Here is a 21,229-nt window from a genome sequence, read left to right on the forward strand (position 1 = left end):
CGGATCAGCCATTGTGGGCAGTCGGGGGAAGCCATGACCAAGCCGCGTTCTACCTTGGGCATCAGCGTGACGGTGGTTGCCCCGGCCGATGCCGACCTGCTCCACCGCGTGGCGGTGGCCCTGGCCAAGGACGATGACCGGGCTCGAGCCTTGCGCCAACTCATCCAGGAGTCCGGGCCGATCCCGCGCGTGGGGCCGCTGGCGGTGCTGGCGCCGATCAAGCACTAGCGGGAGCACCCGGCGTAGAAGCCAGGCAGGCATGGTCCCGAGCCGAGCCGGGATCCTGCGGATGGCGGACGAGCCGGTCATCTCCGGGGCGGACGCCCCGCCAGGATCTGTGGCAGGTGAGTCGCATCGGAGCAGACCCGTGCCGCCCACCCCTGGATCCACGCACGCCTGGCTCTAGAAACAGAAAAGCGCCGGCGCTCCTGGGGGGGGAATTGACGCCGGCGCAAGTTCTCCACGACATAAACCTGCAGGAATCAGTGGGTTCCCCGCCGGGTTCTTCTCCCATGTCGGCGCTGTGCGCCGTCCTGCAAAGACCGGCCGCACCTTCCGTGATAGAGCATCCGCTGCGGACGGCGGGGGGGTCGAGGCGGTAGTGCCGACTGGCTGTCCGCACCGCCACCCCATGCCCGTGCCCCGATCTACCATAACATCACGTAGCATTCCCTTCCCCTGTGCGCCCGAGACCCGCTACGGGTAGAGCCATGCACGTCCTTCTCATCATCCTCGCTCTGGTCCTGCTGCCGCACTCGGCCGCCGCCGAAACCCTCCATGGCCACGGCAAGGTCACCGACGGTGATACCCTGCGCGTCGGCGGTGTGGCGGTCCGCCTGCAGGGGATCGCGGCGCCGGAGATGGACGAGTCGGGCGGATCGGCAGCGAAGGCATACCTGCGCGAGCTGGCCGAAGGGCGAACAGTGGTCTGTGCGCTGACCGGTGAGCGCACCCATGGCCGCCGGGTCGGCACCTGCTGGGTAGACAGCCAGGACCTCGCCGAGGCGGTGATCGCGGCCGGGCTAGCGCGGGACTGCCCCCGGTTCAGCGGCGGGCGCTATGCCGGGGTGGAGCAGCCGGAGGCTGCGGAACTGCCGTTGCCGGGCTACTGCCGGCCACGGCGGCGCTGACCGCAGTTCAGCCGCCGTCCTCGTCCTCGGCGGGGTCGTCGCCCTCCCGGTCCTCGTCCTCTGCGCCGAACACCAGCAGCTCGTCGAGCAGCCAGAACGGCACCGCAGTCTCGATCCGCAGCACCGGCCGGCCGCGCCGGTCGAAGCCGGCCAAGTCGCAGCGGCGCGGCAGCTGGGCCAGCACCGCCCGCACGGTGGCGGGCTGGTCCGGGCCGGCCGCCGACCTAGATCCGTGGCATCCTTCTTTCCGGAACAACGATGCCCATGCCGCGCCCCCTACTGCGCCGGTCCATCCCGCTTGCCCCGGCCGATGCCGCCTTGCTGCGCCGCGTGGCGGCAGCGTTGGCCGCAGATGACGACCGCGCCGACCGGTTGCGCCAGCTCCTCCGCCTAGCCGGACGGATACACTGCAGAGTCAAATCGTGATCTGCGCAAGTCGGATAACTGTGTTAGTGTCTTTTTCTAATCTGGTTTCATGTGGCCACTCGAAGCTGCAAGACCGGATAATTTCATTAGGAGGTAAGTATGTCACCCTGGTCTTGTAGTTGTTCTTCGCTTTTCTCGCTCTATCGCCGTAGCGCAGGCTGCAGCGTATGGGCAGCCATCGCTACAACGGCGTTGATAGGCAGCTTCGGCTATCCGGTGACCGCTGCGGCGCAGAGCAGCTGCTGGACGACGGTCGGGTCGGCAGGCGCGGTCGATGAAGCCGACCTAAGTCAAGTGGCGCTGAATTCGAGCGACACAGCCATCCTCCCGAGAGTTCTCGCTGGGACAGTCGACACTCGATACAATGTCGTAGCCGTACCCGGCATCTTCGGCGGCACCTTGAATAGCAAGGAAATGACCGCACGGATCGCCGACAATGGAGCTTCGTCGCGGGTCGTCCTGCGCTTCATACGCCAGAACTTCGTCACCGGAGTAAGCACGATAGTTGCTACGCTCGACAGCAATGCGTTTGCACCGTCGGCGGTGGCTCAGGCCAGGACCGTGTCTTTTAACAACGATGCGCCAGAACTCGACTTCAAGAACAATTTCTACTTCATCTCGGCGACGCTGAGCAAGCTCGGTTCGAGCGGCAATCCTGTGGTAAGAGGAATCAGGATCTGTCCGAGATTTGTCGTACGGTGATCTGGCGTTGGCGCCAGCTATGCGCATCGGCCTCATGCTCGACATGACTGGGATACCTGGCCAGTGTGTCCGGGTGCTCTGGCTGCAACGGCAGGCACTGGACGCCACCCAGGCCGAGCAGCAGGTGCTCACGGCCGGAAATTCATCCGCGTCCTCAACCACCGGATGAGCAGCGAGAAACGCAGCATGACCGATGACGAGATGCAGCAATGGCGCGACATGGTCGGCAAGCGCTTCCAGGGCGAGGTGCCGCAGCCGCCCGACCCCTGGGCCAAGCTGCCGTCCCATCGCGAGCACCAGTGGACGATCCAGCACCGGGTCGACAAGGAGCTGTTCTGGACCGACGGTGGGTACTGGGAGGTCTGGGGCCACCATACCCTGCACCGGCCGGAGCGGGAGATGGTCGAGCGGGAGCTGGGGCGCGTCCAGGCCGAGGAGCCGGAGTTCCCCGGCCAGCTGGTGCCGGTCGAGGTCATCTACCAGATCGGGGCGGCTGAGGGATAAGCGCCAGCACCGCCGCAGCTCGCCTGACCGCGCGCCTCCTGATCTCCACCAAAGAAAGCACCGTCATACTCATCCCGTCGACCACCATCAAGCACGAGCTGGAGCAGCTCCAGCACCGTACATGGCTCGAACGCAACGACTTCGAGGCCATGGATGGCAGCTGGACCAAGCCAGAAACGGCGCTGTGTAACCTGGCCCGGATCGAGAAGGCCTATCGCAAGTGCCAGGACGGCGAGCCGCTGAACAAGACTGACCAACGCTACCTGTTCGTGCGCATGAGCAATGTCGGCCAGCACATGAAGGAGCTGAGGGCGCGAAACGAAGAACGCCGGGAGCGACTAACCGGGACCTACGAGGTCTTCCCAGATCCAACTGGCAAGGACGGACGGTTCTTCATCCGCTGCATGGGCACCCATTGGGTGCTGAGCAAGAAGGCACGTCGGCCGAGCTGAATAGCGACAAGCCCAGCCCTGCGACTACCATGCCTACAATGCCGTGCTGAAGCGGCTGTTCGGCAAGGCGCGGGGCGTCATGACCCAGGCCGAGCTAGAGGCCAAGATCGGCTGGCTGGAGCGCAACCGGATCCGCAGCCATCTGGAGCTGATCCAGGACGACCCCCGCTATGGCTGGTCCACGCGACAGCGCCGGACGGGCGGGCGGCCGGGCTATGCTCGGCAGGGCGGCCGTGCTTTGGGCAGGCACGAACGCGGCAGGGTTGCCGGCGAAGCGGGATAGATGGACCTGGAGGACATGGCGCAGAGGTTGGAGGCGAGCGGTGACTACCGCGTGCTCCGCCGTCTCGTGCCGCGCCGGCAGCCACACCTCGCCGATGGGTCGGCCACCCGAATCGGGCTGTTCGTGGACGTGGAGACGACCGGCCTGGATCCTGCCCGGCACGAGATCATCGAGCTGGCGATGGTCCCGTTCACCTATGCCCTGGACGGTCGGATCTTCGCGGTCGGCGACGCTTTCCAGCGCCTGCGGCAGCCCGCACAGCCGATCCCGCCGGAGATCGTCGCGATCACCGGGATCGACGATGCGATGGTGGCCGGCCAGACCATCGATCCCGCTGAGGTGGCCGCCTTTGCCGCGCCGGCGGCACTGGTGATCGCACACAACGCGGCCTTCGACCGCCGCTTCCTGGAGCGTTTCTGCCCGCTCTTCGCCCGCAAGCCCTGGGCCTGCTCGATGGCGCAGATCGACTGGGCGGCGGAGGGTCATGAAGGGCTCAAGCTCGCCTATCTCGCCACAGGCGCGGGGTTCTTCTACGACCGCCACCGGGCTGAGAACGATTGTCTTGCCGCCATCGAGCTGTTGGCGACCCCGCTGCCCAACAGCGGCATCCTCGCCCTCACCAGGCTGCTGGCGCAGGCGCGCATGCCGACCTGGCGCATCTTTGCGGCAGACTCCCCCTATGACCGCAAGGACCAGCTGAAGACCCGTGGCTATCGCTGGAGCGATCGAACGGGCCCGGCGCCACGCGGCTGGTACCTCGATGTCCACGAGGCGGACCGGGAAGCCGAGCTGGCTTATCTCCAAGCGGAGATCTACGGGCGCCCGGTCCAGCTTCAGGTCACCCGCATCGATGCCTATGACCGCTTTTCGGAGCGGTGCTGAGGGATGGTGCCCGCCGCCACAGCCGGTGCGGTAAAACATGCCTTAAAGATCGCCCGGATAAAGTAATGCTCGACGAAGTAGAGCGGACAATGATCTAATGAGCGGAAGTATCTTCTCCTTTAGAAAACAGAGCCCGATGCCTGCGATTCAATTGCACTATGACGGCTGGCTCAGCCTGCCAGCCGATGCCCGTAAGCATCTGGACGTTGCCACTGGCGACCGGCTGGAGATCGAGTTCACCCAATCTGGCCTGCTTCTGCGGCCGGCAAAGCAAGCTAAGGGAGCCGCTGCTCCGGACCCCGAGGTCGTGCTGGCTCAGCCGGCAGCAGCGCCTGCCGAGCCGCCGGCACCCGTGGAAGCCGAGAGGGCAGCCGTGAAGCACGGGCCAAGCCAGCCACGCAAGCCCGTGACACAGGAGTTGGCGCCGCGCATCAAGGTCGGCGGCCGGCGCAAAAGCACGCAAGTCCTCTCCAACTGAGGAGCGCCTGAACAGGCCTGCAACAAGTGCCCGAAGCATCGGGCGCTTCGATACTAGACAAGGGCGGGGCCTGCGCCTGACTGGTCGCAGAGGCCTCGCGCGGCCCTGGTTTCTGGGACAGCCTGCAGCCCCTCCAGGAGGAAAAGACCATCCTCGCAGCAAGGAAGGCGGTCGCTTTTTGATAGTGGCCAGGGCAGCGGCTGCTGGCCGTGTCGATCCTGGTGCGGCCGTAGAAGCGGCATCCCGTTGCGCTTCGCGAAGGAGCCAAGGCTTCTCCATCTGCCCGCGGTCCCGACGCCCGGCCTTTCCTGGCCCGTCTTCCGCTTCTCGTCGATCAGGCGCTGGCCGGCAGGGTGAATCCCGTTGGAGCAGTTCGACGCCGGTGGCTTCCTTCCCGGTGAGCGGGTACTTGAGCCGGATCACCTGTACCCCGTACAGCACGAGCGGCACCCCATTCAGCACCAACTCCACCGATGCCAAGGCCAGCAGCCTGTCCTTGGGCACCGGCTGCACGTCCAGCACCGTGGCCAGTGATCAAAGTGGTGTCGTTCGCCTGTGCATTGTTCAAAGCCGGCACGCGATCAATCCCGCAGCTGAGCCGTCGTTGCGCCGATACGGCCAGAGCCGCGGTTGATCTTATCAGACTCAGCTATGATAGCGCAGTTACCCGCTCCAGGAGCCAGAGCACGCTGAGTGAGCCGATACCATATGCGGTGATTGCCTTGCCCAATCTGAAGCCAGAAGAACGCAGCAGCTTCCGGGCCATGAGGTATCCGCTGAAAAGCACGCCGCAAAAGACCAGCTGGCCCGCCTCGATGCCGACGTTGAACGACAGCAGGGCCAGAGGAATCTCGTCCGCAGGCAAGCCGATCTCCGCAAGTGCTCCGGCGAAGCCCAGTCCATGCAGAAGACCGAACCCGAACGTCAGCGCCCACGGGAAGCGTCGCATCAGGGTCGGTGGCCTGTCCTTGTTGCGGGTGAGTTCCAGAGCCAGGAACAGGATGCTGACCGCGATCAGTATCTCGATCGGCGCCGACGGGAAGTCGACGAAGCCCAGTGCAGCCAGCGACAGGGTCACGCTATGACCTAACGTGAATGCGGTGACCATCGCGATGAGCTGGCGTCCGCTTCCGGCCAGCAGCATCAGCCCCAGCACGAACACGAGGTGGTCCAGGCCACCCAGGATGTGGTCGAAGCCAAGCAGAAGATAGCTTTGCGCCACGTCGAGCATCGACTGCCGGGCGGGCACGGCGAACGCCGGCTGGTCGGGGGTCAGTACGCCATTCAGCACGCGCCCGTCGGCCAGGACGATCCGCACGACCACGCTCGCCTTGCTGGCTGCGATCCCGTCCACCTCGACCAGGCTGCCCTCCAGGGGGCCGCGGCACGCAATCCCCCAGCGCTGGACGACCGCGATCCCGATCATCTCCGTGCCGGGGTCGCCGACCGGCTGACAATGCTCCGGCAGTACCGGCCGCATTGCCTCGCCTGGCACTTTCGCTGCCGGGGTCTTCCAGCGCACCTCCGCATGCCCTGGCGCATCCTCGACGATCTCGAGCAGGGACGGCCCCATCGGATGGGCACCGGCGCTGGTGACACCGGCCAGGATGCCCCAGGCGAGCAGGGCCAGGACGAGCAGGGGAGATCTAGCCACCGGCAGCCTCGCTGGCCAGCACGTCGCCGGCACCGCTCCAGGGAGCCTCGATCTCGATCGTGTACTCGGCGCGCATCTGCCTCATCGTCTCCTGCATGCGCTGCTCCCGGCGCTCGGCCAGGACCGCCTCGCGCACCTGGCCCTCGACCTCGGCCAGGGGCGGCAGTTCCGCCGGCTCGACCGCCTCGACCCAGACCAGGTGCCAGCCATAGGCGGAGCGGACCGGTCCCACCCATGCGCCGGGCGCCAGGTCGGCCAGCGCCAGTGCGAAGGATTCACCGAACATCTGCCGGACGGCGTCGTGCGTCTGTCGCTGGAGCCGGTAGCCCAGCAGGAAGGGATCGCCGAACGCGTTGGACCGGTCCGGCGTGATGCGGTGGTTGCGCAGCTCGTCCAGGAGCAGCACTGCGTCCGCTTCGGCCGCGGCGCCGCGCTCGTCCGTGCTCAGATAGACATGGGTCAGGCTCAGCCGTGGCGGCACGGTGAAGGCGTCCGGGTGCTGCTGCAGGTAGGCCTCAAGCGTGGCCTCGTCGGGCGGGACCTCGTCGGCCAGCGGGACATTCTCGGCCACGAGCCGCATGGTGGTCGCCAGCTGCCGGCGCACCACGAGGTCGGTGTGCTGGAGGCCCAACGCCAACGCCTTCTGATACAGCACCTCCTCATCCTCGCCTGGATCCTCGGCGACGAAGCCGCCGATCTGGATCAGGCGCTGGCGCACGCTCTCATTGTCCCGATCAAGTCCGACGGCCAGCGCCTGCCGGTAGAGGACCTCGTCGTCCACGGCCGCGTCGACGGCGATTTGCAGTTCCTCCCGGCTCGGCGGGAAGCCGTACTGCACCTTCAGGTCCTGCCGAAGCTGCTCGACCTGACGGGCGGAGAAGACGATCCGCTCGAGCGGGACCGACGCGGCCGGGTCCGTGGTCTGCCGCTGCCATGCCGCATCGGCCAGGTACAGGAGCCCGCCGATCACGAGAAAATGCAGCAGCGGTGCCCGGCCGAGCCGCGCCAGCACACGCGACGCAAATCTCATGGCGTGGAGACCGGCGTGTACCAGATCGGCGACGTCCAGGCCCGCTCCTGGATGGTCCGCTCCATGAACGGATCGTTGTTCTCGGTCAGGCAACAATTGTCGAACGGGGTCTCGCCAGCGGCGATCTCACCTTTGGCCTGCGCCTTGGCATTGGCGGCACGGGCCTGCTGCTGGCAGAGCTTGGGCTTGGCGAACGGATCGACCCCGGCTGCCTTGCACTGCATGGTGCTCCAGCGGCAGGTCGGATTCTCCAGGACGCGGGCATAGTAGAAGGCGGGCTGCTTCGGGTCGAAGTTCCTGTCCTCCCACACCGTGCAAAGGCCGTTGAATCCGCCAGGCAACGGCTTGCAGGTCCGGCTGTCCACCCCGGACGGACGGGCCGTCGGGCTGCCGGCCACGTCCATCACCCGCTCATGAGTCTGGCCACTCGCATCCACCCAGCCCTTGACCATCTGGATGCGCTGCAGGGAGGCACTGTCCGGGTCGCGCATCGCCGAGACCAGGAAGCGCGGCTTCCCGTTCTTCGTCCGCGGCGGCAGGTCAGCGCCCATCGGCACGCCCTGCGCATAGGCGACCTCGATCTGGTCGCGCTGCCGGCAGAGCGGCCGGCCCTTCACCTCGTAGTCCCAGCCGCCGAAGAAGCGGACCACCGGCCGGGTGCCGCTGGTGCCATAGGCTTCCTTGCGACGCATCGCAGCGAAGATCGAATCGCGCGAGTTCTCTTCCGCCCAGACCACGGCCAGACCGCCGGGTGCGGTCCGGATGTGGTCGATCAGCGGCGCTACCGGGGCGTCCTTGGTGCCGGCATGGCCCTGGAAGCTGGATTCGACGGTGTTGCCTGGATCGCCGTTATGGCTGTCGGTGCTGCCGATCAGGCCGTACTTGAACGGATTGGTCCCCTCATACTTCGGCGCCAGTGCCAGCCCGTCCTTGAGCACGTTGCGCACGAAGTTGCGGGTCGGGAAATCGTCGATCGGCACGTCCGGGCCGCTGGGATTGAGCGTATCGGTCAAGAGCTGCTCGAAGGTGCACTGCTCGTCGGTGGTCTGCACGCCCGTGCCGGACAACCGATCCCAGCGGCACTCCGAGGCGCCTTTGTGCTGGATGATCTCCGTGAGCGGCTCGAAGAAGGCGCGCTCCCGCGCCTCGTCGGCATTGGCGGGATCAGGAAACATCAACCCGCCGGAGACGTTGGCGTTGTGCGGGATGGTGAGGACGTCGCAGCCGGGCGTCCCCTCCAGGCAATGCTGCCGGAGCTTTTCCCACAGCACGGTCGGGTGGGGGCCGTTGGTGGTGACGTTGCTGATCGGGCTGGCGATGACCTTGTCGTTCCGAAAGATCACGTTGCGGTGCAGGTTGGCGTATTGCGGCTGTGCCGTGTACTCGTAGGCGACGAAGGTCGTGAACGTGCAGTCCGAGCTGCGGTCGTAATAGGCCTCGGCAGCGTCCTGGACCGCCTTCCAGATCGAGACGGCGGACCGGTTGCAGTCGACGCCCGGCCGCGAGCACAGCGGCTGAAGCTGCCCGGCCTCGTCTGGCCGCAGCAGCGAGTTGAGGGCCCACTCGCCCACGACGGCATCCGGGTTGAATTTGCCGGGAGTGATCTGGCCCGTGATCATCTGCCGGCACTCGAACGCGCTCCGGATCGGCGTGCCGCGTGTCGAGCGGGTGCAAAGCTGCATCGCCCCGAACAGTTCCGAATGGTCGGTGACCGCCGCGAAGTCGAGCGGCCGGGTCAGGCGCGCCGTCCTGGCCTGCGGACGGCCACCCATGGCGGAGGCGGCCGGCAGCTTCACTGGCGCGCCCTTGGCAAACGCATAGGCGGCATTCGGATCGTTGCGGACCGAATAGACATAGGCGTCGAAGGAAAAGCTGGTGTGCAGATGGGTCTCGCCGAAGAACGGCTGCCGCAGCTTCTCATAGGAGGTGCAGGCCTCGCGTGCTTCGGTCCGCTCGAAGGGTGGCTTGGAACTGGCGGAGGCCACGGCCGGCAGGGCCAGGCAAAGCAGCGTGGCCGCCCAGAAACTGGCTCGTCGTGCAGCGATTGCCACGTTCATTCCCACAGGCCTCCGCGAGGCTGATCACCCAACCAGGATCGGTTCTATTTAATTGGGCTTTATCCGGACATATGCGTGATAAGCCTGCGATAGGATGCAGTCAATGTGGCTCTTGTATCTGCAGATGCTTCTTCTAAAGAAAGAATCGAGACGCGGCATCAAGACATCACGCAGATGTTTTGTCGTAGCGGATTATCGAGAAGGGCGACGAACTCACAGTTCGAGTGCAGCAAGCGAGGAGACGTCGCACTCCCATGGAAACAACTTCAGGATCCTGGCGCCGGTGGAAAGTCGGCAGATGCAGACACCAGCATGGCGGTTTCAAGCTTCCTAATCCCACAAGAGACCGGGGATCATGCTCCGAACAAGAAGGTAGCAGTCACTAGTATGTCATAACTTCTCGACCTGGGGCAGCGGGAAGTGGCTGCGCGATTGTCATTCATCGATCCGCAATTGTTAGTGCCAGCGCCATTAGCCAACTTGCTGAACAGTAGAATCAACTTGGCACCGTACCGGATATCCGACTGGGCGGCGTCTTATGGTTGAGATCGTCCAGGGCAGCCGGCTGGGTTCCGTTAGCCTGTGGCGCTGAAGGCGATGATGCTGACGACGCCAACCTGATCACTGTTGCAGCCATCGCCATTGCAGCGAGCAGACAAGCGGCTCCGAAGAACACCCCTTCGTATCCGACGCTTGTAATCCAGGGCGTGCTGATCAGTGGCGAAACGAACTGTCCGATAAAGATGGAAGCCGTCAGCAGCCCTCCCGCCAAACCCCGGCGCGATGCGGGCGCAATTCCGAGCGCCAACGGGACAAAAGCCGGGGAAACCAGTGCGTATCCGCTGCCGATCATAGCCGCACCGGCGAGAGAGAAGGCAACGGCTTCCGAAAGGACCAGCAGGAGGAAGCCCAAGGCCATGGCGCCGTAGCCGACGGCGAAGACGCCACCATGGCCGATCCCGTCCTCGACGCGGGCATAGAGAAGGGCAAAGCAACCGCCGGCCAGGGTCAGCACGCCCAAGGCTATGCCTGTCATGACCGCGCTGTTGACGCCTCGCACGTCGAACAGGAAGGGCAACTGCGTCGGCATCAGAAAGAACAGCATGTTCGTGACGGCTTGGAGAAGCACCAGCGCCACGAAGGTCGGAATCCACACGCGATGCGCTTTGCCCTTGGCTTCGACTGCACCGTTCCGTGATTTTGCTGGCAAGGCCGGCTCGACAATTCCCCTCCATATGAACGGGAGGAAAACGAGCGGCAGTGCGTAGATCGCGAAAGGAGCGCGGGGTGACAGGAGCGCCATCCAGCCGGCAAACGAGATGAAGAGGAAGCCGCCGAAATTTCGCGCCGAAACCTGCAACCCGGCAAAGGCGCTGCGTTGCTGACCCTCGAAATAATCTCCGATCAACGCTGTCTGCGCGGTCATCACGAGGGCGACCGCGATCCCGAGAACGAGGCGGCTTGCGAAGATGGTCGGCAAGCCGGGCAGGAGGAGGCCCGCGCAGCCGGAGATGACGAAGAGGAGCACTCCGCCAAGGAGCAGGCGTCTCCTTCCGAACCGGTCAGCCAGAAGCCCGGCGAAGGGGGCAACGAGCGCGACCATCAGCGAGGGAGCCGGCACGAGCAGGCGGGTCAGGATCGCCGCGTTCGGGTCGCTGGCGAAGAGACGTTCCAGCCCGGGAAGCGCAGGGCTGATCGTCGCGTTCGCCATGACGGTCAGCGAGGCCGCCATCAGCAGCGCGACAGACCGGCCGTCGCGCCAGAGTGCCCGTCGCCCGCCGATTTCTGCCTCACGCATGCCCCTGTCTCCTTGGCTCGATCATCGCATCGGATCACGCTACGAGTTGAAGCCAACTTGAGGTCAAGCATGAACATGATGGATATCGGTGAGGTGGCGATGCGCTCTGGCGCGTCACCCTCGACCCTTCGCTACTATGAAGAGGTCGGTCTGATCCGGTCGGTGGGGCGACACGGGCTGCGGCGGCAGTTCGATCCGAGCGTGCTCCTGAAGCTTTCGCTGATCGAGCTGGGGAAAGTTGCAGGCTTCTCGCTCGGTGAGATCGCGGGAATGTTTGGGGATGACGAGACGCTGAACATTCCCCGCGCGGACCTCCATGCGAAGGCCGACGAGTTGGGCCGGCAAATCACCAAGCTTCGGGTGCTGCGGGACGCGATGCGTCATGTCGCGGACTGCCCGGCTCCGTCGCACTTGCAGTGTCCGAGCTTCCGCAAGCTGCTGAAGTCGGTATCCTCCAGAAAGGCTGGCGGCCGGGCGGGCGCGCGTCGAACAGACCGACCACCGCCTAAAGATGTTTGATCCCGCAGTGTGGTAGTACAGTTGACCATCATGCTGTGGGGGTGCACCGGTGGGGGCCGAAGGCGCCACCTTCCGTGCACAGCAGGGGGAGGAAGCAGTCATTGTTGCTGTTCGGCACTGCGCGCTCTTGCCACTGAACGACTGCCTCCATGCCCTGCAGCCGCCCCTGCCACACCTGACCCGCTCATCGCTGCTGAGTGGCACCCTGTCGGCTATGCTCACATCTCTCCAGGAAATTGGGCTGAATCGCGCTGCCATCGCGCTTGCCCGATACGGGCAGCGCGAAGACCAAGCACTCGCGCTTCAAGAGCTGTCTAATCGGCAGGATCCTGCCCTCAGGCTCGGCCCGAGGGTCTCGGCTTTGGCTCGGTCGGCAGTTTCAGTGGCTCAACTGAGTTATGATGAAGCTACTGCGCTTCAGGAAATAGCATCTCAGCCCGCCAGTCTTCAGGAGCCTCCTTGATCCGGCCGGTACGGGCCATGAAGTCGCTGAACGCACCCAGGTTGAGCGGTTCGGTTGTGAAGCGAGCCTCCTCGTCCTGCATGATCTCCAGGATCTCCTCTTTGGGAGTCGGGTCGTTGGAGATCTTCAGGTACATGTCGGCGGCCCAGTCCATGTCCGCGTTCACCCGGTCGGTGGCCTCCTGAAGGGCCCCCAGAAATGCGTTGTAGAGCGTGGGGTTTTCCTCACGGAATGCGGCCGTGGTCGCGATGACGTTGAACGAGAACAGGCCGCCCAGCACGTCCCCGGAGGTCAGGATCGCGTGAATGTTCGGGTTCTTGAGCTGTCGGTGGCCATAGGGCGGTGAGGTGAAGTTCGCCACGATCTCGCTGGGACCACCCAACATTGCCGCGGTGGCGTCGGGATGGGACAGCGAGACGGTCAGGTGGTCCAGGCGCTCGAACTGGTCGTCGCCCCACTGCTTGGCGGCCGCCATCTGCAGGGCGGCGGCCTGGCCGGAGACCTTCACCGCCGGCACGGCGATGCGGTCATCCTCATCGAAGTCGGTGATGGATTTGATCGAGGGATCGCGCACCGTCAGGATCCAGGGTAGCGCGTTCAGGCCGGCGGCCACCTTCACGTCGTAGCTGCCCTTGGTGCGCTCCCAGATCGTGACGATGCCGGTAGGGCCGAGGCTCGCGAAGTCGATGTTGCCGGAGATGAGGGCGTCGTTCATCACGTCGCTGGACCGGAAGGTCGCCCACTCGACCGTCACGTCGTCCATGCCAGCTTTCTGGAGATGCTTCTCGACGAGGCCCTCCTCCTCCATGATCATCAACTGGATGTAGCCCAGCCCATACTGCTTGGCGACGCGCAACGCGTCCGCCTCGGCATGGGCTTCCATGGCAACGCCGAAGCCCAAGGCGGCAACGGCAGTGAGTGTCGCGATCTTTTTCATTCTACTGCTTCTCCCTGATGGCTTCTGCAGGAAACTGGGCACCGGTCTCACCGGCACCCATGCCCCCTGCTACGTCGATCGGAGCGTCAGGCTGACCCTCCCAGCCGGTCGATCACCGCTCGGGCCACGGCCCCGGTGCCGTCCTGGCCCCCGATGTCGAAGGAGCGTACCGCACCCGAGCCGAATGCCGCATCGACGGCCATGCGCACTTCCTCGGCCGCAGTGATGCAGGCATCGCTGCCATGGCGTGTGCCTAGCCATTCCAGCATCATGGCGAGCGACAGGATCATGCCAGTCGGGTTCGCGATGCCCCGGCCGGCGATGTCCGGCGCACTGCCGTGGCTTGGCTGGAACAGGCCGTGCTCGTCGCCGATATCGGCCGATGGCGCGAACCCCATCCCGCCGATCAGTCCGGCGCCCAGGTCAGAGATGATGTCGCCGAACAAATTCTCCATCGGCAGCACGTCGAAGTCCCAGGGGCGACGCACCAGGTCGAGCGCCATCGCGTCGATGTAGTGGTGGCGCGCCTCGACCTCGGGATAGCCGGCCGCGACCTCGTAGAATACCGAGCGCATGAAGGCGAACGACTTGAACACGTTCGCCTTGTCGACCAGCGTCACCGTCCCCTTGCGGCCCTTGCGCTTGCCGCGCGTGGCGGCGAGATCGAAGGCGAAGTGCGAAAGGCGCTCGGTGACCACGCGGGTGATCACCATCGTGTCGCGGGCCAGCCGATTGTCTTCGATGACTCCCTTGCCGCGCGAGGCGAACATGCCTTCCGTGGATTCGCGCAGGACCACGAAGTCGATGTCCTTGGCACGCGGATCGCTCAAGGTGGCCGGCACGCCCGGCACGGCACGGATTGGCCGCACGCCAGCATAGAGCCGCAGGCGGAAGCGCAGGTCGAGCTGCGGGGCGATTTCGGTGCCGTCCTCGTAGCGGATGTCCGGCCAGCCCATGGCGCCGAACAGGATTGCATCAGCCTTCTCCGCGGCCTTGAACGAAGCCTCGTCCAAGGCGGTGCCGGTTTCGCGGAAATGATGGGCGCCGCCCTGGCGCACGTCGCGGTGGAAGCCCAGGCCATGCCGACGCTCGACCGCGTCCAGCACTGCCAGGGTCGCGTCCATCACCTCAACGCCGATGCCGTCCCCGGGCATGACGGCGATGTTGAAGGCATTCGACTTCATAGACGGCTCAATCCGAACTTGTTGATGATGTCGAGCAGGCCGATAGCGGCGCGCTCGCGATGACGGCGATAGAGCTCCCGCGCCCGCTCGGGCTCCCCGGCCAGGATCGCCTGAAGCACGGCGCGATGCTCCCGGGTGGATTCGACCGGCTTGGGACGAAGACGCAGGGTGAACATCCGCGCGCGGTGCGACTGTTCCCAGACCGTCATCACCATGGCCGCCAGACGTCGGTTGCCGCACAGGTTCACCAGGGCGAAGTGAAAGCACTCGTCGGCCTTGGCCCAGCCGAGCAGGTCATCCCTTTCCAGGGCCGCCTCCATGGCATCACAAGCCTGGGCCAGAGGCGCCACCTCCTGCGCGGTGGGGCGTCGTGCGGCGAGGATCTCGGTGGCGGCAGGCTCCAGGCTGGCGAGCACCTGGTAGATCTCGCGCATGTCGTCCGGCGAGATCGGCAGCACCCGCATGCCGTGGCGCGGCACGACCTCGACCAGCCCTTCACGGGCGAGCCGCATCAGGGCCTCGCGGACGGGAGTCCGCGACATGCCCAGATCGTCGGCCAGGGTCTGCTCCAGGACCTGGGCGCCGGGGGCATACTCGTTGTCGAGGATGCGCCGCTTCATCTGGTCATAGGCGGTCTCGGCGGCGCGGCGGCTGCCGCGAAGGTCTGGATCAGTGATCGAGGCATCCACTGTCATATTCGGTAGCGTATACGTTATCGGACGTAAGACAAGCGCCATCGGCGCTCGCCATGTGGATCGGCCCGAAAAGGATCAGGCCGCGGCGCGGGCGGGCTGCTCCAGGAGCTCCAGCTGAGTTACGGTCTTGCGCAGCACCATGCCGGCGACGGCTGCGTCGAATTTCAGGAAGTGCGGCGAGCGGACATGGGCCTGAAAGGCGGCCTCATCGTCGTAGATCTCGTAGAGGATGAACCGCTCCTGCTCACCCACGGGGTTGCAGACGTCGAACTGGCGGCAGCCGGGTTCGTCGGCGAGCGACCGCGCCGCGTTCTCGACCATCAGTTGCCGGAAGCGGGCGGCATCAGCGGGTGCCACGATGAACTCGACGACGATGATGAAAGGGGACATCAAGGGGTTCTCCGGGATTCCCAGTAGTACTGCACGACCTGGTCGAGATGCGTGGCCATCGCCTGTGCCGCTTCTTCGGGTCGGTGATCAGCAATCGCATTGAAGATCTTCTGATGAGCAGCAAAGGCATCCTGCATGGAGCCTTTGGCCTTGACCGTGGCCAGACGCTGCTCGGACAGCCATTCGACCGCTGCGGTATGCATGGCGATGAAGAGCGAATTGCCTGAGATCTGGGTGATGCGGAAATGGAACGCGACGTCGGTGCGTGCGAACTCCTCGAAGCTGTCTGCCATCGCGCGCTCGTTCTCGGCGAGCGCAGCGGCCAGCTCCGCAATGTCGGTATCGTCCGCCTGCTCCGCCGCATGGCGCGCCATCAGACATTCCAGCATGCGCCGGGCCTGCTGGAACTCCCGTACGCCTTCCGGGTGAGCGAGGAAATGCCGGGCCGCGCCCGACAGCTCCCTGACCAGCCGCTCCGCTGAGGGGCGGGTGACATAGGCGCGCTCGCCGTTGCGGACCGCCACGAGGCCCATGCGCTGCAGCGCGAACAGAGCTTCACGCACCGAGGGACGTCCAACACCGAACATCTCCATCAGTTCGCGCTCCGATGGAAGGAGATCGCCTGGTGCCAGCTTGCCCTTGAACATCATCTGTTCGAGGTGCTCCACGATCTCCTCGTAGAGCTTGCGGCGACGCACGGGCCGGACGGTGAACTCGCTCATGGCGATGCCGCGGTGGTCAAGCGGCGCCGGAGGCGACGAGCGGCACATCAAAATGCTCGCTCATCTCCCGAAGCTCCCGGAATACCCCGCCACCCAGCGGAATACCCGCCGCCCGCCGGGCCTGCAGGGCCAGATGCTCACGCTCGCCCGGCACATAGATCCGCTCGACACCCGGTGCCTTCTTCGCCTCGTGCATGTCGCGGATCGCCTTGCCGATGCGCGTGCGATATGTATCGAGATCCTCGAAGGAGGCGATCGGCAACACGCCGAACAGGTGGCCGACGTTCTGGGGCGTCTCGGTCTTGTCGTACATGTGGGTCACTTCCGAGCCGAAATAGGCGCCGGACAGCATCGTGCTGAGCAGGCCCACCGTGAAGGTGAGCGCGTAGCCCTTCGGTCCGCCCACTGGCAGGACGAAGCCCTTCAGCGCTTCCACGGGATCAGTGGTCGGGAGCCCATCCGGCCCGCTCGCCCAGTCGGCGGGGATCGGCGTGCCTTCCTTGGCGGCGACGATGATCTTGCCGCGGGCGGCGATGCTGCACGCCATGTCGAGCACGATCGGAAAATCCCGATCGGTCGGAAACGCCACCGCGAACGGATTGTTGCCGAGGGTCGCCTCAGCGCCCCCCCATGGAGTCATGTGGTTGATGCCGCCGATGGTGAACACCAGCCCGATCATGTCGCGACGGGCCGCCATCTCGGCATAATAGGCCGCGGCACCGAAATGGTTGCTGTTGCGGACCGACACGAAGGCGCAGTCCCCCTCGCTCGCCTTGTCGATGGCGATCTCCATCGCCCGTACGCCGACCAGCTGGCCCATGCCGTTGTCGCCATCGACCACGGCGGTGGTCTTGGTCTGGCGGACGATCCGGATCTGCGGGCGAGGATTGCTGCCGCCGTCGACGATCCGCTTCACGTAGATGGGGAAACGCACGACTCCATGCGATTCGACGCCACGCAGGTCGGCCTCGATCAGATTGTCGACGATGAGGATCGCCTCAGCGCCTGGCACACCCACCTTGCGCATAACCTCCACGCAGAAGGACTTCAGTGCCTTCTCCGCGACGATCACGTTCTGGGTTTCCTCGCTCGCCACCCCAACACCTCCTGACTCTGCTCCGCGCCCTCCCAGACGGAGGCCTTTTCTCGGCTGGGCACGAATTGACGCCGTCTGGTATAATAGGTACCTAGCTCTACCAACAACCGGCTGTCCAGTCGGCAAGGCAGGGGAGGAACTATGGTCGACGCAGGTCTTCATCCTGCCCGGAGTGCGACCTTCGGAGAGGTGGAATGCTGATGACGGAGGCTAGGACGCATCGGGCCGAGGCCCTCGGGACGGTCGAAGCGACGCCGCTTCCGGTGCTGCTGCAGGTCAAGGGAGTGACGCTGCAGTACAAGACGCCCCAGCACCTGGTGACTGCCACCTATCGGGTCGACTTCGATGTCCACGAGGCCGACCGGTTCGTGATCCTGGGACCTTCGGGCTGCGGGAAGTCGACCCTGCTCAAGGCGGTTGGTGGCTTCATGAACCCGGTGGAGGGCAGCATCCGGATCCGCGGCCGGGAGATCAGTGCGCCCGGTCCCAACCGGATGATGGTGTTCCAGGAATTCGAGCAGCTGATGCCCTGGAAGACCGTCCTGCAGAACGTGCTGTTTCCGATGAAAGTGTCCGGCAGGTTCAAGGGCGCGGACGCACGGGAACGCGCGCTCTCGGCGCTGGCCAAGGTCAATCTGAGCAAGTTCGCCGACGTCTACCCGCACATGCTCTCTGGCGGCATGAAGATGCGCGTCGCCATCGCGCGTGCCATGGCGATGGAGCCGGACATCCTGCTGATGGACGAGCCGTTCGCGGCGCTGGACGCGCTGACCCGGCGCAAGATGCAGGAGGAGCTGCTGGGACTTTGGGACCAGCTGCACTTCACCGTCATGTTCGTCACGCACTCGATCGAGGAGGCGATCCTGGTGGGATCCAGGATTCTGGTGCTTTCTCCGCATCCCGGGCGCGTGCGCGCCGAGCTGAACTCGACCGGGTTCGGCCACGGCTCGGTGGACCATCCCGACTTCGGCCGCCTGTCCAAGCGGATCCACGACTTCCTGTTCGAAGATGAGCTCGCTGTGGAGGCACGGTCGTGATGGCAACTCATGCTGTTTCCGGCCTGCGTCCGGAGTACGAACGGCAGCTGACCGATGCGAGCGACGTGGGCGAGGTCCAGCGACCGCTCTCGATGTCGGAGCGGCTGTGGGGCAGTACGCCGTTCCGGCGGTTCGTGATGCTGATCGTGCTGGCGGTGGTATGGGAGTGCTACGCCCGCTTCCTCAGCAATCCTCTGCTGTTCCCGACCTTCTCCGAGACGCTCGCGACATTCTGGCGGGATCTGGTCGACGGCCCCCTGATCAGCCGGACCTTCACCTCCCTGCAGGTGCTCGTCCTCGGCTACGGTGCTGGCCTCGCTCTGGCAGCGGTCTTCACGACGCTGGCAGTATCCAGCCGGATCGGTACCGATCTGCTCTCGACGCTGACTGCGATGTTCAATCCGCTGCCGGCGATCGCCCTTCTGCCGCTGGCGCTCATCTGGTTCGGCCTGGGCATTCCGTCGCTGGTCTTCGTCATCATCCATTCGGTGCTCTGGGCGGTCTCCCTCAACACCCATAGCGGGTTCCGCTCGGTGCCCGAGACGCTGCGGATGTCCGGCCGCAACTATGGGCTGAGCGGGGTCAGGTACGTCGTGCTGATCCTGATCCCGGCGGCGTTCCCGGCGATCCTGGCCGGCCTCAAGATCGGCTGGGCGTTCGCCTGGCGGACATTGATCGCCGCCGAGCTCGTGTTCGGTGTCTCGTCCCGCTCGGGCGGGCTCGGCTGGTACATCTTCGAGGCACGCGCCGAACTGCTCACCGCTCAGGTCTTCGCCGGCCTGCTGACGGTCATCCTGATCGGTCTCTTCGTCGAGTCCGTCATCTTCCGGGCGATCGAGGCCCGTACCGTGCAGCGTTGGGGCATGCAGCGCTGACGATCGGCACGAACGACAACGGCTTTATCAGGGAAAGAACCCACGTGATCCATCAAGCCACGGCGCGCCTCCTCGGCGCCGCCATTCTCGCGGCCAGCCTGGTGTCGACAGCGTCCGCGGAGGTCAGCGAGATCAGGGCGGCCCGGCAATACGGGCTGAGCAGCCTGCCGCTCATGATCATGGAAGACCAGAAGCTGGTCGAGCAGGAAGCGGCCGCGGCCGGCCTGCCCGACCTCACCATGTCCTGGGTGCAGCTGGGCGGACCAGGCGCCATGAACGAGGCGCTGATCTCCGGTGACCTCGACATCGGTGCTGCCGGCGCGCCGTCGCTCATCACGCTCTGGGACCGCACCAAGGGCTCTGCCATGGAGATCCGCGGCATCGGCTCCCTGGTCGAGATGCCGATGGAACTGCTGACCACCAATCCCGACGTGAAGTCGATCCGCGACTTCACGGAGGACGACAAGATCGCGGTGACGACGATCAAGGTCTCCAACCAGGCCATGCTGCTGCAGATGGCCGCGGCTGCCGAGTTCGGGGAAGACGAGTACGACCGGCTGGACCCGCTCACCGTCTCCTTGCCGCACCCGGAGGCCATGGCGACGCTGCTGTCCGGCGGCGGCGTGATCACCGCACATTTCTCGGCCCTGCCATACCAGTACATGCAGAAGAAGCAGCCGGGCGTGCACCCGGTCATCAGCAGCTACGACATCCTGGGCGGGCCTGCCACCAACACGGCCGCCTTCACCACCAGCCGGTTCCACGACGAGAATCCCAAGGCCTACACTGCCTTCGTGACGGCGCTCGAGAAGGCGATCGACATCATCAATGCCGACAAGAAGGCTGCCGCTGAAACCTACAAGCGGATGACCAACAGCAACGAACCGGTCGAGGACATCGAGGCGATCATCTCCGACCCGCAGGTGACGATGTCGCTGACGCCACGCCAGACGATGAAGATGGCGACGTTCATGCACAAGATCGGCCGGATCAACAACGAGCCCACGACCTGGACGGACCTGTTCTTCCCGAACGTGGCGGAGCTTCCCGGAAGCTAAGACACCTCGCTCTTGACGTGTATTCCAAGGTAACCCGGCAATGAGGGCTATGCATGCCGGGGAACAGCCTTGTAGAGGCAGCCTCAGTGCACGCCGGCGGTCGGTCAGGACATATCGACCGCCGAGCGGATCGTTCCACAGTAGAGCGCTGCCACTCATCGATTTCAAGGCGCGGCTATTGCTGTTCTGCCGTGCCCGGCTTTCTTAATTGGTGCGACCAGCAGATGCAGCGGCACAATCTGATATTCACTTTCAATAAGCCATCCGGCTTGGCCTCGATCAGCTCGATGTCATGACCCTCATGGTCGCTGTCGGCCTTCTCTATCCAGTCGGCACAGCCCTGCAGCTGACGTGGGGCCCGGACCCATCCAGCGGTAGCGTACACGCCCGCTCCACCAGGCTGAACACCATCGCCTACATTGATACAGTGCCGGACTGAACGGTGCCCTGGATCCACGCGCGCCACGCCTTAAAAACAGCAAAGCGCCGGCGTTCCAGAGAGGATTGGACGCCGGCGCAAGTTCTCTACGACATAGACCGGCCGGAAACAGCGGGTTCCCGCGGGACGCTGCCGAATCCTCTCTATATCGCACATCGCATACTTAATCCGTCATAATTCGCCTACTAGATCACAATCAGAGGGTTGGCGGACTCTATTGCCCTATGACGGCAGCAGGCTCAGACCCCGTCCGTTGACGCAGCTGCTGCCAGCACGGCCCTCAGCAAGGAGCTAATGCCCATGGACCTTGGTAGTATCAAGTAGGATCAAGTGCTATTCTTCGCCCTGCATCGGTAGAGGGATGGCATGGCCGGTACGACGGAGAAACTGAGCATCACCCTGCCCCATGACATGGCGG

24 protein-coding genes and 1 pseudogene are annotated in these 21,229 nt (G+C 64.9%); 14 read left to right on the forward strand and 11 right to left on the reverse strand.

The window, feature by feature from the left end; genetic code table 11:
* Positions 1 to 228, forward strand: a 228-nt coding sequence (locus HLA95_RS24755; RefSeq protein ID WP_222184869.1) for a hypothetical protein, incomplete at its 5' end; no start/stop codon positions are given.
* Between the two features lie 482 nt (positions 229 to 710).
* On the forward strand, positions 711 to 1,130 hold the full coding sequence (locus HLA95_RS24760) for a thermonuclease family protein (protein WP_191062502.1): 420 nt from the start codon (positions 711 to 713) through the stop codon (positions 1,128 to 1,130).
* Positions 1,131 to 1,137: 7 nt separating this feature from the next.
* On the opposite strand, the gene HLA95_RS24765 is transcribed toward HLA95_RS24760, so the two are convergent.
* Positions 1,138 to 1,323, reverse strand: a complete 186-nt coding sequence (locus HLA95_RS24765; protein WP_222184871.1) for a hypothetical protein — start codon at positions 1,321 to 1,323, stop codon at positions 1,138 to 1,140.
* 332 nt (positions 1,324 to 1,655) lie between these two features.
* On the opposite strand from HLA95_RS24765, the gene HLA95_RS24770 reads away from it, so the two are divergent.
* The 7 genes from HLA95_RS24770 (at position 1,656) to HLA95_RS24800 (ending at position 5,491) form a co-directional block, all read left to right on the forward strand.
* A complete protein-coding gene (locus HLA95_RS24770) occupies positions 1,656 to 2,258 on the forward strand; it encodes a hypothetical protein (RefSeq protein ID WP_191057725.1) in 603 nt (200 codons plus the stop codon).
* Positions 2,259 to 2,444: 186 nt separating this feature from the next.
* A complete protein-coding gene (locus HLA95_RS24775; protein ID WP_222184872.1) occupies positions 2,445 to 2,762 on the forward strand; it encodes a hypothetical protein in 318 nt (105 codons plus the stop codon).
* Between the two features lie 149 nt (positions 2,763 to 2,911).
* Entirely contained in the window at positions 2,912 to 3,214 is a 303-nt protein-coding gene (locus HLA95_RS24780) for a hypothetical protein (protein ID WP_191057723.1), read from the forward strand.
* Between the two features lie 43 nt (positions 3,215 to 3,257).
* Positions 3,258 to 3,497, forward strand: a complete 240-nt coding sequence (locus tag HLA95_RS24785) for a hypothetical protein (RefSeq protein WP_191057722.1) — start codon at positions 3,258 to 3,260, stop codon at positions 3,495 to 3,497.
* Positions 3,498 to 4,379: a 3'-5' exonuclease gene (locus HLA95_RS24790; RefSeq protein ID WP_222184874.1), complete on the forward strand. Its 882-nt coding sequence runs from the start codon at positions 3,498 to 3,500 to the stop codon at positions 4,377 to 4,379.
* Positions 4,380 to 4,476: 97 nt separating this feature from the next.
* Positions 4,477 to 4,857: an AbrB/MazE/SpoVT family DNA-binding domain-containing protein gene (locus tag HLA95_RS24795; RefSeq protein WP_191057720.1), complete on the forward strand. Its 381-nt coding sequence runs from the start codon at positions 4,477 to 4,479 to the stop codon at positions 4,855 to 4,857.
* A gap of 409 nt (positions 4,858 to 5,266) precedes the next feature.
* Positions 5,267 to 5,491, forward strand: a complete 225-nt coding sequence (locus HLA95_RS24800; protein ID WP_222184876.1) for a hypothetical protein — start codon at positions 5,267 to 5,269, stop codon at positions 5,489 to 5,491.
* Positions 5,492 to 5,506: 15 nt separating this feature from the next.
* Here HLA95_RS24800 and HLA95_RS24805 read toward each other — a convergent pair whose 3' ends face one another.
* The 4 genes from HLA95_RS24805 to HLA95_RS24820 all read right to left on the reverse strand — a co-directional run bounded on the left by HLA95_RS24805 (position 5,507) and on the right by HLA95_RS24820 (position 11,396).
* Positions 5,507 to 6,511: a HupE/UreJ family protein gene (locus HLA95_RS24805; RefSeq protein ID WP_191057719.1), complete on the reverse strand. Its 1,005-nt coding sequence runs from the start codon at positions 6,509 to 6,511 to the stop codon at positions 5,507 to 5,509.
* A complete protein-coding gene (locus HLA95_RS24810) occupies positions 6,504 to 7,541 on the reverse strand; it encodes a peptidylprolyl isomerase (RefSeq protein WP_191057718.1) in 1,038 nt (345 codons plus the stop codon). The genes HLA95_RS24805 and HLA95_RS24810 overlap by 8 nt, the downstream gene beginning before the upstream one ends.
* Complete coding sequence (locus HLA95_RS24815; protein WP_191057717.1) at positions 7,538 to 9,598, reverse strand: DUF3604 domain-containing protein; 2,061 nt, start codon at positions 9,596 to 9,598, stop codon at positions 7,538 to 7,540. Before HLA95_RS24815 ends, HLA95_RS24810 begins: the two co-directional genes overlap by 4 nt.
* A gap of 496 nt (positions 9,599 to 10,094) precedes the next feature.
* On the reverse strand, positions 10,095 to 11,396 hold the full coding sequence (locus HLA95_RS24820) for an MFS transporter (RefSeq protein WP_191057716.1): 1,302 nt from the start codon (positions 11,394 to 11,396) through the stop codon (positions 10,095 to 10,097).
* 69 nt (positions 11,397 to 11,465) lie between these two features.
* On the opposite strand from HLA95_RS24820, the gene HLA95_RS24825 reads away from it, so the two are divergent.
* Positions 11,466 to 11,915: a helix-turn-helix domain-containing protein gene (locus HLA95_RS24825; RefSeq protein WP_191057715.1), complete on the forward strand. Its 450-nt coding sequence runs from the start codon at positions 11,466 to 11,468 to the stop codon at positions 11,913 to 11,915.
* Between the two features lie 88 nt (positions 11,916 to 12,003).
* Positions 12,004 to 12,108: pseudogene (locus tag HLA95_RS24830) on the forward strand (IS481 family transposase); the annotation flags it as partial.
* A gap of 214 nt (positions 12,109 to 12,322) precedes the next feature.
* Here the strand turns inward: HLA95_RS24830 and HLA95_RS24835 are convergent.
* The 6 genes from HLA95_RS24835 to HLA95_RS24860 form a co-directional block, all read right to left on the reverse strand.
* Positions 12,323 to 13,315 carry an ABC transporter substrate-binding protein gene (locus tag HLA95_RS24835; protein ID WP_222184878.1) on the reverse strand — a complete coding sequence of 331 codons (993 nt, stop codon included), beginning with the start codon at positions 13,313 to 13,315 and terminating at the stop codon, positions 12,323 to 12,325.
* Between the two features lie 86 nt (positions 13,316 to 13,401).
* Positions 13,402 to 14,499 carry an isocitrate/isopropylmalate dehydrogenase family protein gene (locus HLA95_RS24840; protein WP_191057713.1) on the reverse strand — a complete coding sequence of 366 codons (1,098 nt, stop codon included), beginning with the start codon at positions 14,497 to 14,499 and terminating at the stop codon, positions 13,402 to 13,404.
* A complete protein-coding gene (locus tag HLA95_RS24845) occupies positions 14,496 to 15,188 on the reverse strand; it encodes a GntR family transcriptional regulator (protein ID WP_322100167.1) in 693 nt (230 codons plus the stop codon). Before HLA95_RS24845 ends, HLA95_RS24840 begins: the two co-directional genes overlap by 4 nt.
* 81 nt (positions 15,189 to 15,269) lie before the next feature.
* Entirely contained in the window at positions 15,270 to 15,584 is a 315-nt protein-coding gene (locus HLA95_RS24850; RefSeq protein ID WP_191057711.1) for a putative quinol monooxygenase, read from the reverse strand.
* The gene (gene nanR, locus HLA95_RS24855; RefSeq protein WP_191057710.1) at positions 15,584 to 16,306 is read right to left on the reverse strand and encodes a transcriptional regulator NanR; all 723 of its coding nucleotides are present in this window, start codon (positions 16,304 to 16,306) and stop codon (positions 15,584 to 15,586) included. The genes HLA95_RS24850 and nanR overlap by 1 nt, the downstream gene beginning before the upstream one ends.
* Positions 16,307 to 16,322: 16 nt before the next feature.
* Entirely contained in the window at positions 16,323 to 17,402 is a 1,080-nt protein-coding gene (locus HLA95_RS24860) for an Ldh family oxidoreductase (RefSeq protein ID WP_222184880.1), read from the reverse strand.
* A gap of 194 nt (positions 17,403 to 17,596) precedes the next feature.
* Between HLA95_RS24860 and HLA95_RS24865 the strand changes: the two genes are divergently transcribed.
* The 3 genes from HLA95_RS24865 to HLA95_RS24875 are packed head-to-tail and all read left to right on the forward strand — an operon-like array spanning position 17,597 to position 20,372.
* The gene (locus HLA95_RS24865) at positions 17,597 to 18,439 is read left to right on the forward strand and encodes an ABC transporter ATP-binding protein (protein WP_223861347.1); all 843 of its coding nucleotides are present in this window, start codon (positions 17,597 to 17,599) and stop codon (positions 18,437 to 18,439) included.
* Positions 18,439 to 19,314 (forward strand): ABC transporter permease, encoded by an 876-nt coding sequence (locus tag HLA95_RS24870; protein ID WP_191057708.1) that lies wholly within the window; start codon positions 18,439 to 18,441, stop codon positions 19,312 to 19,314. Before HLA95_RS24865 ends, HLA95_RS24870 begins: the two co-directional genes overlap by 1 nt.
* A gap of 44 nt (positions 19,315 to 19,358) precedes the next feature.
* Complete coding sequence (locus HLA95_RS24875; RefSeq protein ID WP_222184882.1) at positions 19,359 to 20,372, forward strand: ABC transporter substrate-binding protein; 1,014 nt, start codon at positions 19,359 to 19,361, stop codon at positions 20,370 to 20,372.
* The last annotated feature ends 857 nt before the right edge of the window (positions 20,373 to 21,229 follow it).

Source organism: Geminicoccus harenae, from assembly GCF_019800005.1.
Taxonomy (GTDB): Bacteria; Pseudomonadota; Alphaproteobacteria; order Geminicoccales; family Geminicoccaceae; genus Geminicoccus; species Geminicoccus harenae.